The organism is Cupriavidus plantarum (assembly GCF_905397285.1).
GTDB classification, from domain to species: Bacteria; Pseudomonadota; Gammaproteobacteria; order Burkholderiales; family Burkholderiaceae; genus Cupriavidus; species Cupriavidus plantarum.
The window spans coordinates 55,643-71,026 of record NZ_CAJPUX010000014.1 but is presented as its reverse complement, the minus strand read 5'-3'; the positions used below and the strand labels follow the sequence as shown (position 1 = coordinate 71,026).

19 protein-coding genes are annotated in these 15,384 nt (G+C 64.2%); all 19 read right to left on the bottom strand.

The annotated features are described in order from the left end of the window. Positions 1–218: 218 nt before the first annotated feature. Positions 219–1,349: a porin gene (locus KHP16_RS27380; protein ID WP_244214865.1), complete on the bottom strand. Its 1,131-nt coding sequence runs from the start codon at positions 1,347–1,349 to the stop codon at positions 219–221. A gap of 394 nt (positions 1,350–1,743) precedes the next feature. Further along, a complete protein-coding gene (tatC, locus tag KHP16_RS27375; RefSeq protein ID WP_211961554.1) occupies positions 1,744–2,538 on the bottom strand; it encodes a twin-arginine translocase subunit TatC in 795 nt (264 codons plus the stop codon). A 59-nt stretch (positions 2,539–2,597) separates the two neighbouring features. Next, entirely contained in the window at positions 2,598–3,149 is a 552-nt protein-coding gene (gene tatB, locus KHP16_RS27370) for a Sec-independent protein translocase protein TatB (RefSeq protein WP_109585142.1), read from the bottom strand. Positions 3,150–3,248: 99 nt separating this feature from the next. Next, positions 3,249–3,479 carry a Sec-independent protein translocase subunit TatA gene (gene tatA / locus KHP16_RS27365; protein ID WP_109585141.1) on the bottom strand — a complete coding sequence of 77 codons (231 nt, stop codon included), beginning with the start codon at positions 3,477–3,479 and terminating at the stop codon, positions 3,249–3,251. Positions 3,480–3,794: 315 nt separating this feature from the next. Next, the gene (locus KHP16_RS27360; protein ID WP_109585140.1) at positions 3,795–4,199 is read right to left on the bottom strand and encodes a DUF4870 family protein; all 405 of its coding nucleotides are present in this window, start codon (positions 4,197–4,199) and stop codon (positions 3,795–3,797) included. A gap of 51 nt (positions 4,200–4,250) precedes the next feature. Continuing rightward, entirely contained in the window at positions 4,251–4,622 is a 372-nt protein-coding gene (locus KHP16_RS27355; RefSeq protein ID WP_115955522.1) for a phosphoribosyl-ATP diphosphatase, read from the bottom strand. Beyond that, complete coding sequence (hisI, locus tag KHP16_RS27350; RefSeq protein ID WP_109585138.1) at positions 4,619–5,023, bottom strand: phosphoribosyl-AMP cyclohydrolase; 405 nt, start codon at positions 5,021–5,023, stop codon at positions 4,619–4,621. Before hisI ends, KHP16_RS27355 begins: the two co-directional genes overlap by 4 nt. Positions 5,024–5,041: 18 nt before the next feature. Then, positions 5,042–5,812 (bottom strand): imidazole glycerol phosphate synthase subunit HisF, encoded by a 771-nt coding sequence (hisF, locus tag KHP16_RS27345; protein ID WP_109585137.1) that lies wholly within the window; start codon positions 5,810–5,812, stop codon positions 5,042–5,044. 12 nt (positions 5,813–5,824) lie between these two features. Continuing rightward, complete coding sequence (gene hisA / locus KHP16_RS27340; RefSeq protein WP_109585136.1) at positions 5,825–6,568, bottom strand: 1-(5-phosphoribosyl)-5-[(5-phosphoribosylamino)methylideneamino]imidazole-4-carboxamide isomerase; 744 nt, start codon at positions 6,566–6,568, stop codon at positions 5,825–5,827. Between the two features lie 102 nt (positions 6,569–6,670). Further along, on the bottom strand, positions 6,671–7,327 hold the full coding sequence (gene hisH, locus KHP16_RS27335; protein WP_109585223.1) for an imidazole glycerol phosphate synthase subunit HisH: 657 nt from the start codon (positions 7,325–7,327) through the stop codon (positions 6,671–6,673). After that, positions 7,321–7,944 (bottom strand): YchE family NAAT transporter, encoded by a 624-nt coding sequence (locus KHP16_RS27330; protein WP_109585135.1) that lies wholly within the window; start codon positions 7,942–7,944, stop codon positions 7,321–7,323. Before KHP16_RS27330 ends, hisH begins: the two co-directional genes overlap by 7 nt. 79 nt (positions 7,945–8,023) lie before the next feature. Then, on the bottom strand, positions 8,024–8,611 hold the full coding sequence (gene hisB, locus KHP16_RS27325) for an imidazoleglycerol-phosphate dehydratase HisB (RefSeq protein ID WP_019451384.1): 588 nt from the start codon (positions 8,609–8,611) through the stop codon (positions 8,024–8,026). A gap of 7 nt (positions 8,612–8,618) precedes the next feature. After that, entirely contained in the window at positions 8,619–9,719 is a 1,101-nt protein-coding gene (gene hisC / locus KHP16_RS27320; RefSeq protein WP_211961553.1) for a histidinol-phosphate transaminase, read from the bottom strand. A gap of 37 nt (positions 9,720–9,756) precedes the next feature. Further along, positions 9,757–11,091: a histidinol dehydrogenase gene (gene hisD / locus KHP16_RS27315; protein WP_109585133.1), complete on the bottom strand. Its 1,335-nt coding sequence runs from the start codon at positions 11,089–11,091 to the stop codon at positions 9,757–9,759. 31 nt (positions 11,092–11,122) lie between these two features. Continuing rightward, positions 11,123–11,785 (bottom strand): ATP phosphoribosyltransferase, encoded by a 663-nt coding sequence (gene hisG / locus KHP16_RS27310; RefSeq protein WP_373561982.1) that lies wholly within the window; start codon positions 11,783–11,785, stop codon positions 11,123–11,125. A gap of 68 nt (positions 11,786–11,853) precedes the next feature. Continuing rightward, on the bottom strand, positions 11,854–13,104 hold the full coding sequence (gene murA / locus KHP16_RS27305; protein ID WP_109585131.1) for a UDP-N-acetylglucosamine 1-carboxyvinyltransferase: 1,251 nt from the start codon (positions 13,102–13,104) through the stop codon (positions 11,854–11,856). A 54-nt stretch (positions 13,105–13,158) separates the two neighbouring features. After that, positions 13,159–13,410, bottom strand: a complete 252-nt coding sequence (locus tag KHP16_RS27300; protein WP_109585130.1) for a BolA family protein — start codon at positions 13,408–13,410, stop codon at positions 13,159–13,161. Between the two features lie 50 nt (positions 13,411–13,460). Next, on the bottom strand, positions 13,461–14,282 hold the full coding sequence (locus tag KHP16_RS27295) for an ABC transporter permease (protein WP_109585129.1): 822 nt from the start codon (positions 14,280–14,282) through the stop codon (positions 13,461–13,463). Further along, positions 14,279–15,229: an ABC transporter ATP-binding protein gene (locus tag KHP16_RS27290; RefSeq protein ID WP_211961552.1), complete on the bottom strand. Its 951-nt coding sequence runs from the start codon at positions 15,227–15,229 to the stop codon at positions 14,279–14,281. Before KHP16_RS27290 ends, KHP16_RS27295 begins: the two co-directional genes overlap by 4 nt. Positions 15,230–15,384: the final 155 nt, after the last annotated feature.

Below are 15,384 nucleotides of genomic sequence, written 5' to 3'. Positions count from 1 at the left end.
GGCTCGGCTCGGCTCGGCTCGGCTCGGCTCGGCTCGGCTCGGCTCGGCTCGGCTCGGCTCGGCTGGGCTCGGCTGGGCTGGGCTGGGCTGGGCTGGCCGGGCTGGCCAGGCTGCTGCGCTAGAACGGGCCAAGCGCCAAAAAACAAAACCCCGGCATCCTTGCGGATACCGGGGTTTTGGCGCAGCCCAATTCGAAGCAGGCTTACGCCTGCGTCAAATTAGAACTTGTGGCGAACACCAACCACAGCGCCGAACTGGTTGGCCGAGCCGTTGGTCGCGCCGAAGCCCGAACCAGCTGCGCCCGAACCCGACAGACCCAGTGCCGAGCCATCCTTGTTCTTGGCGTAAGCCAGGTTCAGGTAGGCGTCGGTGCGCTTCGAGAAAGCGTAGTCCGTCGAAACCACGAAGGTCCACGGATCAGCACCGGTGTTGCGGAAGTCTTGGTAGTAAGCCGCGCCCGTCAGCGACAGAGCCGGGGTCACTTGGTAACCCACGCCAGCCCAGTACAGGTTCGAACGATCCGAAACCGGAGCCGTAGCGCCAGCCAGCGTGCCGCCCGGGAGCAGAGCGCCGTCCGAAGCCTTGGCGTAACGGTAGCCAGCGAACACCTTGGCCGGGCCAAAGGCGTACGTACCAGCTGCCGAAGCGCGACGGATCTTCGCGTCAGGCGTACCGACGATACCAACGTTGGTTTCGTCATAGATCACGCCCAGGGAGAACGGGCCACCGTTGTACACCACGCTGGCGCTGTATTCGCGGCCGGTGTGGTAGTTGCCAGCCAGTTCGCCAGCGTTGCCTTGGTAGGCCGAAGCTGCGCCGCCGGTGTTGCTACCGGTCGAGTACAGCAACTGGGTGGTCAGGCCGCCGAACGTGCCGATGTACTTGACGGAGTTGTCAGCACGCGACTGGAACTCGGTACCTTGCGAGGTGATCGAGTAGTTCGTCGAGATGGCCATCGGGTCGAAGGCCAGACCGAAGTCATAGAACGGCGTTTGGTGGCGACCCAGGGTCAGGGTACCGAACTGGCTTTGCACACCGACGAAAGCCTGACGACCGAACAGACGGTTGCTTTGGCCCGACACACCGGTGTCAACGCTGAAACCGCTTTCCAGCACGAAGACGCCCTTCAGGCCACCGCCGAGGTCTTCCACGCCACGCAGGCCCCAACGGCTGCCGGACATGTTGCCCGAGGTCAGGCGAACCACGTCGTGGCTGCCAGCAACGTTAGGCTGGTGGTTTTGGTATTCGATACCGGCGTCAACCACGCCGTACAGGGTCACGCTCGACTGGGCATACGCACCGCCGGCGGCCAGAGCGGCAACGGCAGCTGCAAACAGTTTCATCTTCATATCGACACTTTCCTTGTCAACTGATTGGGAAATCTTGGTTGCCCAAGTGCTTGGGCGACGCATTAACCTTCACGTCTGCGTCGTATTATGTGACAGGGGTCCCGCTCGCCAGAAGACTTTTTCGCCGTAAACACGGAATGCCGACGCGTTTTGTTGTCATGAAACAACAGCACGGATGTGCACGCGGGGCTTGCGCCTGCAGGAAATTTCCGTGTTTCGGGTCTGTCCGCGCCGCCTATCGAATAGCGTCACGCGCGCAATGATGCAGCGCATGAACCCCTTTCAATCAAGGACTTAGCGGTGGGGAACGGTCGAATCCGAGGCGGGAAATGGCAGCAATGCGAAGCCTCGGATCAGGCAGATACCGGACGCCGGGGCGCCCGGTTGCCGAATCTCACTCGGCGGGCGTCTCGCTGGCCGCCGGTTCGGCCACGGCCGGACGCGAGACGAAGCGCGCGAGGATCAGGCCGAGTTCATAGAGTGCGATGAGCGGCACAGCCAGCAGCAGCTGCGACAGCACATCGGGCGGCGTGACCACCGCGGCGATGATGAACGCGCCCACGATCACATAGGGGCGGATCTGCTTGAGCTTGGCCAGCTCGACCACGCCAAAGCGCACGAGCACGACCACGACCACGGGCACTTCGAACGTGATGCCGAACGCCAGGAAGGTCGTCATCGCGAAACTCAGGTACTTGTCGATGTCCGTGGACATCTCGGCCCCGAGCGGCGCGTTGTAGTGCGCCATGAAATGGAACACCGTCGGGAAGACGAGAAAGTAGGCAAAGGCCACGCCGCACAGGAACAGCAGATAGCTGCTCGAGACCAGCGGCATGATCAGCTTCTTCTCATGCTGATACAGGCCCGGCGCGACGAATTGCCAGATCTGGTACAGCACCCACGGCAGCGCGATCAGGAACGCCACCAGCAGCGTGACCTTCATCGGCACGAAGAACGAGCCGGTGACGTCCGTGACGATCATCTTGCCGCCCTTCGGCAGCGATTCCATCAACGGCCGCGCGAACAGGTTGAAGATCAGGGGCGCCCAATACACCAGGCTGACGAATACGAGGAGCACCCCCGCCACCGCCTTCACGAGCCGCTCGCGCAGTTCGATCAGATGGGAGATGAAGGTTTCCTGCGCTTCGTCCTGAGGATTCTGGGGATCTGGGGAATGCGTGTCGCTCATGGCGTAAACCGCTCAGCCGCGGGGGCTGGATGCTTGAAGTCGGTGGGCGAGCTGCATGCCTATTCGAAGAAGGACCGCGCCGCGCCGCGGGCGGGCCGGTGCCGCTTGACGCGCGCGGCGCCGGACTGCACCCATGTGCGCGTGTTCTGCTGGCGCTTGAACCAGATCGGCCGCGCGCCCTGCTTCACGCGCCAGCTCTTGCGGCCGTTGTGCGACTTGTGCGCGGCGTCCCACGACGGCACGAAGCCGTTGCTGTCGCCGGAGCCGAACGAACTGCCAAAAGGGCTGTCGGTGCTTTCCGCGCCCGTGCCATTCAAGGCATCGCTCACGGCCTGCGCCTGATCCTTGACCTCCTGGTTGAGGTCGTTCACTTCCTTGTGGATCGTCTGCTCGACGTCGCGCGCGGCGCTCTCGAACTCCGTGCGCATCTTGCGCAGTTCGTCGAGCTCGACCTCGCGGCTGACTTCCGCCTTGACGTCATTGATATAGCGCTGGGCGCGGCCGACCAGTGCGCCCACGGTGCGCGCCACCTTCGGCAGGCGCTCCGGACCGATCACGATCAGCGCCACAGCGCCGATCAGTGCCAGCTTGGAAATACCGAGATCGATCATGCGAGCGTCGAACCAGGGACACAAGAAAAGCGGGCCACGCTGGACGTGGCCGCCGGGGAGACGAAAGGCAAGGCGAAATGCAAGGAAGCTGCCGGCCGCTTACTGCTGGCGCGACTTTTCCTTGGCCTCGACGTCGATCGTGGTGGCGTCGCGCAGTTCCTTGGCCGGTGCGTCGGCTTGCGCTTCCTTCTCGCCATCCTTCATGCCGTCCTTGAAACCCTTCACCGCGCCGCCCAGATCCTGGCCGATATTGCGCAGCTTCTTGGTACCGAACACGAGCATGACGATCACCAGCACGATCAGCCAGTGCCAAATGCTAAACGAACCCATTTCTTGCTCCTTACCGTCCTTCGAAGATCCCGCCGGACGACGGCTCCCGGCGTGACATCAGGCCAGGAAACGACTTCCCGGCCACCTCATTTGCTCAGACCCGCGCGCCATTCTGCCTCTGGATCTTGCAAAAAACGCAATTATCCTGAGATTTCATGAAGGTTTCGTTGCGGCTTGACGGAACATTACACCAGTGCGTTCCGCCATGCTGCCACGGCGCCGGGCCCGCGTTTCACAATTGCCAATTTACCAACCGGGCACTGACCTGTCGCTGACCAATCGATTACGGTTTGCTGACAAAGCCCGCCTCTGCGCCTAGCGGCTGGCGTACTCGGCGGGCCCGCGGTACATCGGCTTGTTATCGTTCAGATACAACCAACCCTTCACGATACGGTAAAGCATCCACAACGACAATACGCTCCACATGGCAATCGCCAGCGGAAACAACAAAACCGTAATCGCGAAGACGCCGCTCAGGGCCATCCAGCCCAGATACCACCAGAACGTGCGGATCTGCCACGCAAAGTGGGAGGCGTAGAGCGTGCCGTGGGTATCGTCGCGCTTGACGTAGTTGATGACGATCGCGATGAGCGCCGTCACACCGCCCGTGATCCAGAAGATCGCGTACAGCGCGTATAGGATATGGGTCAGCTTGCGCAGGCTGTCCAGCTGCGCGCCGTCGGCAGTCGTGGTCACCTGCCCGGTAAAATCGTTCGCCATCGTCGCACTCCTCGTCGCGGGTGGGGTAGCCTCTACCTTACTCCTCCGGCGTCACTCCTTGCGACTGGCTTTCTCCTCGAGCCCGGACATGCCTTCGCGGCGCGCGAGTTCGTTGATCACGTCGGCTGGCGTCAGCCCGAACTTCGCGAGCAGGACCATGCTGTGGAACCAGAGGTCCGCCACTTCGTAGACGACCTTGCCGGTCGCCTCGGGCGAGAGACCCGCGGCGCGGGCGTCCTTGGCGGCCATCACGGTTTCGGTCGCTTCCTCGCCGATCTTCTTCAGGATGGCGTCGTCGCCCTTGTGGAAGAGCTTGGCGGCGTACGACTTGTCGGGGTCGCCGCCGTTCTCGGGCTTGCGGGACTCGAGCGTCGCGGCGACACGTGCAAGAACGTCCGCCGCGCTGGGTTGGACGGTGCTCATGGCTTGGCGTAGATGGTCGACGGATCCTTGAGCACGGGCTCGACAGTCTGCCAGTCGCCGCTCTCGACATCGCCCTCGAACTTCTGGAAGAAGCACGAATGACGTCCCGTATGGCAGGCGATGCTGTCCACCTGCGTGACCTTCAGCAAGACGACGTCCTCGTCGCAGTCCAGGCGAATCTCGTGCACCTTCTGCACGTGACCGGACTCCTCGCCCTTGTGCCACAGGCGCTTGCGCGAGCGCGACCAGAAGACGGCCTCGCCGAGCTCCACCGTGCGCTGGAGCGCGTCCCGATTCATGAACGCGAACATCAGCACGTCGTTCGAGCCGACTTCCTGGACGATGACCGGCACCAGCCCGTTATCGTCCCACTTCACCTTGTTCAACCACTTCTTTGCCATGTCAGCTCTTCGCCAAGTTCACGTCCGCATCGGGATGCCCTGCCGGGCCATGAATTCCTTCGCCTCACCGACGGTGTGCTGGCCGTAGTGAAAAATGCTTGCCGCCAGTACCGCGTCCGCGCGCCCCACCGTGATGCCGTCGGCCAGATCCTGCAGGCCGCCGACACCCCCCGATGCAATAACGGGAATCGACACCGCGTCGCTGACTGCGCGCGTGAGCTCGAGGTCGAAGCCGCTCTTCGTGCCGTCGCGGTCCATGCTCGTGAGCAGCAGCTCGCCGGCGCCGCGGTCGGCCATCTGGCGCGCCCACTCCACCACGTCGAGCCCGGTAGCCTTGCGGCCGCCGTGCGTGAACACTTCCCAGCGCGGCGGCTCGCCCGGCGCGGAGCTGCGCTTCGCGTCGATCGCCACCACGATGCACTGCGAGCCGTACTTGCCCGTCGCATCCGAGACCAGCTGCGGATTGGCGATGGCCGACGAGTTCACGCTGATCTTGTCCGCGCCCGCATTGAGCAGCCGGCGCACGTCTTCCACCGCGCGCACGCCCCCGCCCACCGTCAGCGGAATGAACACCTGCGATGCCACGGCCTCGATGATGTGGAGGATCAGGTCGCGGCCGTCGCTGGTCGCGGTGATGTCGAGGAAAGTGATTTCGTCGGCGCCCTGCTCGTCATAGCGGCGGGCGATCTCCACCGGGTCGCCAGCGTCGCGCAGCTCGAGGAAGTTGACGCCCTTGACCACCCGCCCGTTGGTCACATCCAGGCAGGGGATGATACGTTTGGCTAGCATGAAGTATGAAAGTTACTCGGCGCCCAGGGTATCGGCGCGCTGTTGCGCGTCGGCAAAATTGAGGTCGCCGGAGTAGATGGCGCGACCGCAGATCACGCCCTCCACCCCTTCGCTCTCCACCGAGCACAGGCGCTCGATGTCGGTCAGGTTCGACAGGCCGCCGCTGGCGATCACCGGGATCGACATCGATTGGGCGAGCTTCACGGTCGCGTCGATGTTGATGCCCTGCAGCATGCCGTCGCGGCCGATGTCGGTGTAGATGATCGCTTCCACGCCGTAGTCCTCGTACTTGCGCGCGAGATCCACGACTTCGTGGCCGGTCAGCTTGCTCCAGCCATCGGTCGCCACCTTGCCATCGCGGGCATCGAGGCCGACGATGATATGGCCGCCGAACGCGGAGCACGCGTCCTTGAGGAAGCCCGGGTTCTTGACCGCGGCGGTGCCGATGATCACGTACGACAGGCCGTCGTCGAGCCACCGTTCGATCGTGTTGAGGTCACGGATGCCACCGCCGAGCTGCACCGGAATCTCGTCGCCCACTTCGGCGATGATCGACTTGATCGCGGCTTCGTTGCGGGGCTTGCCCACGAACGCGCCATTGAGGTCGACCAGATGGAGGCGGCGCGCGCCTTGGTCCACCCAGTGACGTGCCATGGCGGCGGGATCTTCGGAAAAGACGGTGGCCTGGTCCATGTCGCCTTGTTTGAGGCGTACACACTGACCGTCCTTCAGGTCGATGGCCGGAATGAGCAACATATGCGTGACGAGCGAGGTTGTGTAAAAAGGAAAAAATGAAAGCAGGGCCGGCTTGAAAAAATGGGACGGCCTTTGGTCTTGGTACTTCAGGTCTTGGGTGCGTCAGGGATTCCAGTGCACGAAGTTCCGGTATAGCTGCAAACCCATCGCGGCGCTCTTCTCGGGGTGGAACTGCGTGGCAAAAATATTATCGCGTGCTACCGCGCTGGTAAACACGACACCATATTCGGTCTCACCGGCGGTATCGGCCGGATCCTGCGCATGCACATAGTAGCTGTGCACGAAGTAAAACCAGCTGTTGTCCGGCACGCCCTGCCAGATCGGATGTGCCCGTGTCTGGCGTACCCGGTTCCAGCCCATCTGCGGCACCTTGAAGCGCGAGCCGTCCGCCTGGAGCTGGCCTTCCAGCTCGAAGCGGATCACCTCGCCGGGCATCAATCCGAGGCACGGCGTGGCGGGCGCTCCAGGACGACTTTCGGTGCTGCGGTCGAACAGCATCTGTTCGCCAACGCACACACCGAACATCGGCTTGTTGGCTGCCGCTTCGATCACGGCCTCCTGCAGGCCCGATGCGCCGAGCGCGCCCATGCAATCGGGCATGGCGCCCTGCCCCGGCAACACCACGCGGTCCGCCGCGCGAATCTGCTCGGGACGGTCCACGACCTGGACATTCGCCTCCGGTGCGGCGGCGCGCAGCGCCTGCGCCACCGAGCGCAGGTTGCCCATGCCGTAATCCACAATAGCTATGGTAGTCATGATTTCAAAACAGGCAAAAGGGTCTTCAGCCCGTCTACGATGAATTCCACGGCCAGCGCCGACAGGATCAGTCCCATCAGGCGCGTGCCGATATTGATGCCGGTACGGCCAATCACCCGCGCGATCGGGTCGGCCGCGCGGAACGTCATATACACCACGCCGCCGAGCACGATGCCGATGCCGACGAGAATCAGCAACTGATACCAGTGCTGCGTCTTGCCCGCATACACGATCACGGTGCTGATCGAACCCGGCCCCGTCAGCAGCGGCAGCGCCAGCGGCACCACCGCGATGCTGGCCTTGGCTTCCGCCTCGTCCTCTTCCTCCGGCGTCGCGCGCGTGCGGCCCGCCTGCGCGTTGATCATGTTCATGGCCATCATGATCATGATCAGTCCACCGCCCACCTGCAGCGAGGCCACCGAGATATTGAAGAACTCGATGATCTGCTGCCCCAGCAATGCCGACACACCCACGACGATCGCCACCGAGATCGATGCGGTCTTGATCGTCCGCATCTTCTCGGCCTCGGTCTGCTGGCTCGTCAGGCTGATGAAGAACGGGATCGCCCCGATCGGATTGATCAGCGCCAGCAGCGAGATGAATGACTTGAGCGTGTCCATGGTTGCGGTCGGTCGCGAACGATCGGCAGCGCCGCAACCAGCCGGCTCGCCAGACAGATGTCCTGGGGGAAAAGTCCCGTTAGAGCGTGCCCTTGGTCGATGGAATCGTGTTGGCCGCGCGCGGGTCCAGCTCCACCGCCATGCGCAGCGCACGGCCAAAGGCCTTGAACACCGTCTCGCATTGATGGTGCGCATTGATGCCGCGCAGGTTGTCGATATGGAGCGTGACGCCCGCATGATTGACGAAGCCGCGGAAGAACTCGATGGTCAGGTCGACGTCGAAGCTGCCCACGCGGGCGCGCGTGAACGGCACGTGGAACTCCAGCCCTGGACGGCCCGAGAAGTCGATGACCACGCGCGACAGGCACTCGTCCAGCGGCACGTAGCTGTGGCCATAACGCGTGATGCCCTTCTTGTCGCCGATCGCGCGCGCGACCGCCTGACCGAGGGTAATGCCGACGTCTTCGACCGTGTGATGGTCGTCGATATGGGTATCGCCGGTGGCTTCGACCTCGAGGTCGAACATGCCATGGCGGGCGATCTGATCCAGCATGTGGTCGAGGAACGGTACGCCGGACGCCAGCTTCTGGCGACCGGTACCGTCGAGATTCAGCGAAACGCGGATCTGCGTTTCGGAGGTATTGCGGGTGACCTCTGCAACACGCATGGTGGTGTTAATCCTGCAACGAAGCGACAAAAGCTTCCATGAACTGCGCGTTTTCTTCGGGCGTGCTGACCGTCACGCGCAGACAGTTGGCCAGCAATGCGTGCATTTTACTCACGTTCTTGATCAGTACCTTGCGCGAAACGAGACGTTCGAACGTCTGTGCCGCATCCGGCACGCGAATGAGAAGGAAGTTGGCATCGCTCGGGAACACGGTGACGCCCGGCTGCGCCGCGAGTTGCGCGGCCAGTGCCGAGCGTTGCTCGCGCAGTTGCGCGGCCTGTTCGTCGAGCACGTCGACGTGTTCGAGCGCGAACAGCGCGGTCGCTTCCGTCAGCACGTTGATGTTGTACGGCGGGCGAACCTTGTCGAACTGTTCGATCCATGCGGGCGCGCCGGCCATGTAGCCGAGGCGGATACCCGCGAGGCCGAGCTTGGACACGGTGCGCATGACCAGCAGGTTGTCGAAGTCCGCCAGGCGCGGCATCCAGCTGTCCTGCGCGAACGGCTGATAGGCTTCGTCCACGACCACGAGGCTATTGCAGACGTCGCCATTGGCGGCGCGCACGATCACTTCCATGTCCTCGGCGTCGAACAGGTTACCGGTCGGGTTGTTCGGGTAGGCGAGGTAAATGATCGCCGGCTGTTCCTCGGCCATCTTGCGCAGCATCCGCGCGCGGTCGAGCGAAAAGTCCTCGCGCAGCGGCACGCCGACGAATTCGAGACCCGCGAACTGCGCCGACATCGCGTACATCACGAAGCCCGGCACCGGCGCCAGCACCTTCGCGCCGGGCTTTGCCGCCGCCATCGCGATGATGCTGATCAGTTCGTCCGAACCGTTGCCGAGCAGCACCTCCATGCCGACGGGTACCTGCATCACCGACTTCAGCTTCGCGCGCAGCGCTTCGCTGGTCGGCACCGGATACCGGTTCAGCGCGACCTCCGACAGCCGCTTGCCGAGTTCCTCGCGCAGCGCCGGCGGCAGGCGGTACGGGTTCTCCATGGCATCGAGCTTCACCAGACCGTGCGAATCCGGCACGTGGTAGGCGCCCATGGCGCGTACGTCGTCACGGATGATGCGGTCGATCAGGGAAGGTGCTGCGGATGACATGAGAATCCTTTGTTAGGTCGGTAGTGAAAAAAACGTCTTAGCGTTTGAAGCGGAATTCGGCGCTACGGGCATGCGCCTGCAGACCCTCGCCATACGCGAGTTCCGCGGCGATCTGTCCCAGCATCTGCGCCCCACCCTCGCTGACCTCGATCAGGCTCGAACGCTTCTGGAAGTCGTAGACCCCCAGCGGCGACGAGAAACGCGCGGTGCGCGATGTCGGCAGGACGTGATTCGGACCCGCGCAGTAGTCGCCCAGCGACTCGCTTGTATAACGGCCGAGGAAAATCGCACCGGCGTGGCGAATCTTCTCGCTCCACTGGCGCGGATTGTCGGCGGAGATCTCGAGGTGCTCGGGCGCGATCGCGTTAGCGATCTCGCAGGCTTCCTCCATGTCGCGCACCTTGATCAGGGCGCCACGGCCGGACAGCGACGCGGCGATGACCTGCCGGCGCGGCATCGTGCCGAGCTGGCGCTGGATGCTGGCTTCCACGCGGTCGATGTACTCGGCATCCGGGCACAGCAGGATCGATTGCGCGAGTTCGTCGTGCTCGGCCTGCGAGAACAGATCCATCGCGACCCAGTCCGGATCGGTGGTGCCATCGCAGATGACCAGGATTTCCGACGGGCCGGCGATCATGTCGATGCCAACCGTGCCGAACACGCGACGCTTGGCCGCGGCAACGTAGGCATTGCCCGGACCCACGATCTTGTCGACCTGCGGAATCGTCGCGGTGCCGTACGCGAGCGCGCCCACGGCCTGCGCGCCGCCGATCGTGAACACGCGGTCCACGCCCGCGATCTGCGCGGCGGCCAGCACCAGTTCGTTGCGCACGCCACCGGGCGTGGGCACGACCATGATGACTTCCTTCACGCCGGCGACGCGCGCGGGAATCGCGTTCATCAGCACCGACGACGGATACGCGGCCTTGCCGCCGGGCACGTACAGGCCCACGCGGTCCAGCGGGGTCACCTTCTGGCCCAGCATCGTGCCGTCGGCCTCGGTGTATTCCCAGCTATGGCTGCCGCATTCGATCTTCTGCTTCTCGTGATAGGCGCGCACGCGCGCCGCGGCCGCTTCCAGCGCCGCGCGGCGCTTGGGTTCGAGCTCTTCGAGCGCGGCTTCGAGTTCGGCCTGCGACAGTTCCAGCGCCGTCAGCGACGTCGCTTCCACGCGGTCGTATCGGGCCGTGTATTCGAGCACCGCCTCGTCGCCGCGCGCGCGCACGTCGGCCAGGATCTGCGCGGCCGCGCGATCGATCGCCTCGTCCTCGCCGGCCTCGAACGCCAGCACCTGGCGCAGTGCCGTGGCAAAGCCGGGTTCGGTGGAGTCGAGCCGGCGGATCGACAGGTTGTCCATATCGGTTTCGTTCATGACTTCCTTCCTCGCTACCTTCCTCGCACCGTCAGGCCATGGCGGCCGAGGCGGCTTCGAACGCTTCGAGAATTGGCGCGAGCCGTTCGCGCTTGAGTTTCAGCGCGGCCTGGTTCACGACCAGCCGCGACGAGATCTGCATGATCTCCTCGACCTCGACCAGATTGTTCGCACGCAGCGTGCCGCCGGTGCTCACGAGGTCGACGATCGCGTCGGACAGGCCCACGAGCGGGCCCAGTTCCATCGATCCATACAGCTTGATCAGATCCACGTGCACGCCCTTCTTGGCGAAGTGCTCGCGCGCGGTCTGCACGTATTTGGTGGCCACCGCGAGGCGCGCGCCCTGGCGCACCGCGCTGACGTAGTCGAAGCCCGCCGGCACCGCGACCGACATGCGGCAGCGGGCAATATTGAGATCGATCGGCGCATACAGGCCCGTCATGCCATGCTCGAGCAGCACGTCCTTGCCGGCCACGCCGAAATCGGCCGCACCGTATTGCACATACGTCGGCACGTCCGACGCGCGCACGATGATCACGCGCACGGCCGGATCGGACGTCGGCAGGATCAGCTTGCGCGAGGTCTCCGGATCTTCGGTGACGTGGATGCCCGCGGCTTCGAGCAGCGGCAGGGTCTCCGTGAAGATGCGGCCCTTGGACAGCGCCAGCGTGAGCTGACCGGCGGAGGCGTTCATCGAGGCAAAAGCAGCGGGACTCATCGAATTCTTCTCAATCTTGTTCTGGGCGTTTGCCTGACCTGCGGTCAGGAAATGCGGCGGATCTTGGCGCCCACCGCGGACAGCTTGTCTTCCATGCGATCGTAGCCACGGTCGAGATGGTAGATGCGGTCGATGACGGTATCGCCTTCCGCCACGAGGCCGGCGATCACGAGGCTCGCCGAAGCGCGCAGATCCGTTGCCATGACCGTCGCGCCCGACAGGCGCGGCACGCCGGTCACCACCGCCGTGTTGCCCTCGGCCGTGATGTTTGCGCCGAGCCGGTTGAGCTCCTGCACGTGCATGAAGCGGTTCTCGAAGATCGTCTCGGTGATGCGCGCCGTGCCGTCGGCGACCGCATTGAGGGCCATGAACTGGGCCTGCATGTCGGTCGGGAACGCCGGGTATTCGGACGTGCGGAAGCTGACGGCCTGCGGGCGGGTCGGCATCGACAGCCTGATCCAGTCGTCGCCGGTCTCGATCTGCGCGCCGGTCTCCCGCAGCTTGGCGAGCACGGCGTCGAGGATCAGCGGCGGCACGTCGCGCAGCACCACGTTGCCCAGCGTCGCGGCGGCCGCGCACAGGAACGTGCCGGCCTCGATGCGATCGGCCACGACCGAATGCGTGGCGCCGTGCAGGCGCTCCACGCCCTGAATGACCAGCCGATCCGTGCCGATACCCTCGATGCGCGCGCCCATGGCAACGAGCAGGTTCGCGAGGTCCGTCACTTCCGGTTCGCGCGCGGCGTTCTCGAGCACGGTCTCGCCTTCGGCCAGCGTCGCGGCCATCAGCAGGTTCTCGGTACCCGTGACGGTGATCATGTCGGTGACCACGCGCGTGCCCTTCAGGCGCGACGCGCGGGCGTGGATAAAGCCGTGCTCGATCGAGATCTCGGCGCCCATCGCCTGCAGGCCCTTGATGTGCTGATCCACCGGCCGCGCGCCGATGCCACAGCCGCCAGGCAGCGACACACGCGCCTCGCCGAAGCGCGCGACCAGCGGGCCGAGCACGAGGATCGACGCGCGCATGGTCTTGACCAGGTCGTACGAGGCTTCGGGCAGGTTCACGTCCGCGCCGTTCAGCGTGGCGCGCGCGCCGTCGAGCTCCGCCTTCATGCCCATCTGGCGGAGCAGCTTGAGCATCGTGCGCACGTCCTGCAGATTCGGCACGTTGTCGATGATCACGTCATCGGCGGTCAGCAGGCCCGCGCACAGGATCGGCAGCGCCGCGTTCTTTGCGCCCGAGACCCGGATTTCTCCGGACAGCGGGCCATTGCCCTGAATCTGGAATTTGTCCATGTTCCGTCGTGTTGGTCCCGCCCGGCGATACCGCGGCGGGATCGTTATGTCTGGTTACTTCTGTCCGGCGCCGGCCTGCCATTCGGCCGGCGTGAGCGTCTTCATCGACAGCGCGTGGATTTCCGCGCGCATGCGGTCGCCCAGCGCCGCGTACACGCGCTGATGCCGCTGGATCAGGCGCTTGCCGTCGAATTCCGCGCTGACGATCGTCGCGAAGAAGTGCTGGCCGTCGCCTTCGACTTCCAGATGGTCGCAGGGCAATCCTTGGGCAATGTAGTCCCTGACTTGTTCCGGTGTGGGCAGCATGTGTGTCTCGTCGCGAATGTGAAACGTAAAACTTGAAACTTGAAACGGCCTCAGTGCCGCAGCTTGTATCCGGTGCGCAGCATCCGCAGCGCGAGCGCCGCGAGCACCACGAACGCCACGCCGACCACGGCCAGGCTGAACATCGGCGATACATCCGATTGGCCGAAGAACCCGTAGCGGAACCCGTCGATCATGTAGAAGAACGGGTTGGCGTGCGACACCGCCTGCCAGAACGGCGGCAGGGTATGAATCGAATAGAACACTCCCGCCAGGAATGTGGCCGGCATGATCAGGAAATTCTGGAATGCCGCGAGCTGGTCGAACTTCTCCGCCCAGATCCCGGCAATCAACCCGAGCGTCCCGAGGATCGCGGCCCCGAGGACCGCGAACACCAGCACCCATCCGATATTCGCCAGATGCATCGGCGCGAGCAGCGCCGTCACGATCAGCACGCCGATGCCCACGCTGATGCCGCGGATGATCGAAGCCGCAACGTACGCGCCGAACATCTCCCAGTGCGACAGCGGCGGCAGCATGATAAACACAAGGTTGCCCGTGATCTTTGACTGGATCAGTGACGAGGAACTGTTCGCGAACGCATTCTGCAGGATGCTCATCATCACGAGACCCGGCACGAGGAACGCCGTGTAGGTGATGCGGTCGTACACCTCCACGCGGCCTTCGAGCACGTGGCCGAAGATCAGCAGGTACAGCACCGCGGTCATCACCGGTGCCGCCACAGTCTGGAACGCGACCTTCCAGAAGCGCAACACTTCCTTGTAAAGCAGCGTGCGAAAGCCCACGAATCCGCCCACGGACATGGCCGACAGGCGCGCATTCTCGGCCAGTTCGATTTCCGCCTGCGTCTTCATGCCGCGGCCTCCATCGCAGTGGCCGGCGTGGCGCCGGGCATGTGCCCCTCACGGCGCATGATCTGGACGAAAACGTCCTCGAGATCGGCCTTGCTCACTTCCATGTCCTCGATCTCGCAACCCGCCTCGCGCAGCGCGGCCAGGATGGGTTCCACAGCCTCGTAGCCCGACAGCCGCAGCCGATGCGCGCGCTCGCCGGGGTTGGCCGGCATGCGCAGTGCCTCGAGCGCGACAGGCAGAGCGCCACGCGAGAGGGTAAGTACCAACTGCAGGCCCGCGAACTGATTAAGCAGGCTGCTCGTGCGGTCGAGCGCGACCACCTCGCCGAACTTGAGCATCGCGATGCGATCGCACAGCGCTTCGGCTTCTTCAAGGTAATGCGTGGTGAGGATGATCGTGTGGCCCTCCCTGTTCAGGCGGGAGATGAACTTCCACAGCGTCTGGCGCAGCTCCACGTCCACCCCGGCGGTCGGCTCGTCGAGCACGATCACGGGCGGGCGGTGCACCAGCGCCTGCGCCACGAGCACGCGGCGCTTCATGCCGCCCGAGAGCTGGCGCATATTGCTGTCGGCCTTGTTCGTGAGATCGAGGTTGGCCATGATCTCGTCGATCCAGTCGTCGTTGTTCCGCATGCCGAAGTAGCCGGACTGCAGGCGCAGCGTCTCGCGGACCGTAAAGAACGGGTCGAACACGAGTTCCTGCGGCACCACGCCGAGCATGCGGCGCGCCATGCGGTAGTCGTCCACCACATCGTGGCCCAGCACCCGGATACGGCCGGAATCCGCGCGGTTCAAGCCCGCGAGGATCGAGATCAACGTCGTCTTGCCCGCGCCGTTCGGGCCGAGCAGGCCGAAAAATTCGCCTTGCTCGACGGTAAAACTGACGCCCTTCAGCGCTTGCAGACTGCGATAGCGCTTGCGAACGTCGGCGATTTCGATGGCTTTCATGGCCGAATGTCTTGTGACGGGTCCGCTTTTCGGGACCGGCCTGGCTTGGATTTGGAGCCCCCGGGTCTGCCGCGCAGCACCTGGCGGAACGATGTCAGGGGCATATGGGGGCGAATAACCCGGAATTATAGGGGATGCGGGGTAGGTCCCGCTTT

Coding starts and splice junctions, on each gene's coding strand:
- hisF (WP_109585137.1), bottom strand. CDS start 5,812: ATGCTAGCCAAACGTATCATCCCCTGCCTGGATGTGACCAACGGGCGG.
- KHP16_RS27355 (WP_115955522.1), bottom strand. CDS start 4,622: ATGAGCACCGTCCAACCCAGCGCGGCGGACGTTCTTGCACGTGTCGCC.
- hisC (WP_211961553.1), bottom strand. CDS start 9,719: ATGTCATCCGCAGCACCTTCCCTGATCGACCGCATCATCCGTGACGAC.
- KHP16_RS27295 (WP_109585129.1), bottom strand. CDS start 14,282: ATGAAGACGCAGGCGGAAATCGAACTGGCCGAGAATGCGCGCCTGTCG.
- KHP16_RS27290 (WP_211961552.1), bottom strand. CDS start 15,229: ATGAAAGCCATCGAAATCGCCGACGTTCGCAAGCGCTATCGCAGTCTG.
- hisD (WP_109585133.1), bottom strand. CDS start 11,091: ATGAACGAAACCGATATGGACAACCTGTCGATCCGCCGGCTCGACTCC.
- tatC (WP_211961554.1), bottom strand. CDS start 2,538: ATGAGCGACACGCATTCCCCAGATCCCCAGAATCCTCAGGACGAAGCG.
- tatA (WP_109585141.1), bottom strand. CDS start 3,479: ATGGGTTCGTTTAGCATTTGGCACTGGCTGATCGTGCTGGTGATCGTC.
- hisI (WP_109585138.1), bottom strand. CDS start 5,023: ATGGCAAAGAAGTGGTTGAACAAGGTGAAGTGGGACGATAACGGGCTG.
- KHP16_RS27300 (WP_109585130.1), bottom strand. CDS start 13,410: ATGCTGCCCACACCGGAACAAGTCAGGGACTACATTGCCCAAGGATTG.
- KHP16_RS27360 (WP_109585140.1), bottom strand. CDS start 4,199: ATGGCGAACGATTTTACCGGGCAGGTGACCACGACTGCCGACGGCGCG.
- KHP16_RS27330 (WP_109585135.1), bottom strand. CDS start 7,944: ATGGACACGCTCAAGTCATTCATCTCGCTGCTGGCGCTGATCAATCCG.
- murA (WP_109585131.1), bottom strand. CDS start 13,104: ATGGACAAATTCCAGATTCAGGGCAATGGCCCGCTGTCCGGAGAAATC.
- hisB (WP_019451384.1), bottom strand. CDS start 8,611: ATGCGTGTTGCAGAGGTCACCCGCAATACCTCCGAAACGCAGATCCGC.
- KHP16_RS27380 (WP_244214865.1), bottom strand. CDS start 1,349: ATGAAGATGAAACTGTTTGCAGCTGCCGTTGCCGCTCTGGCCGCCGGC.
- hisA (WP_109585136.1), bottom strand. CDS start 6,568: ATGTTGCTCATTCCGGCCATCGACCTGAAGGACGGTCAGTGTGTACGC.
- tatB (WP_109585142.1), bottom strand. CDS start 3,149: ATGATCGATCTCGGTATTTCCAAGCTGGCACTGATCGGCGCTGTGGCG.
- hisG (WP_373561982.1), bottom strand. CDS start 11,785: ATGAACGCCTCCGCCGGTCAGCTCACGCTGGCGCTGTCCAAGGGCCGC.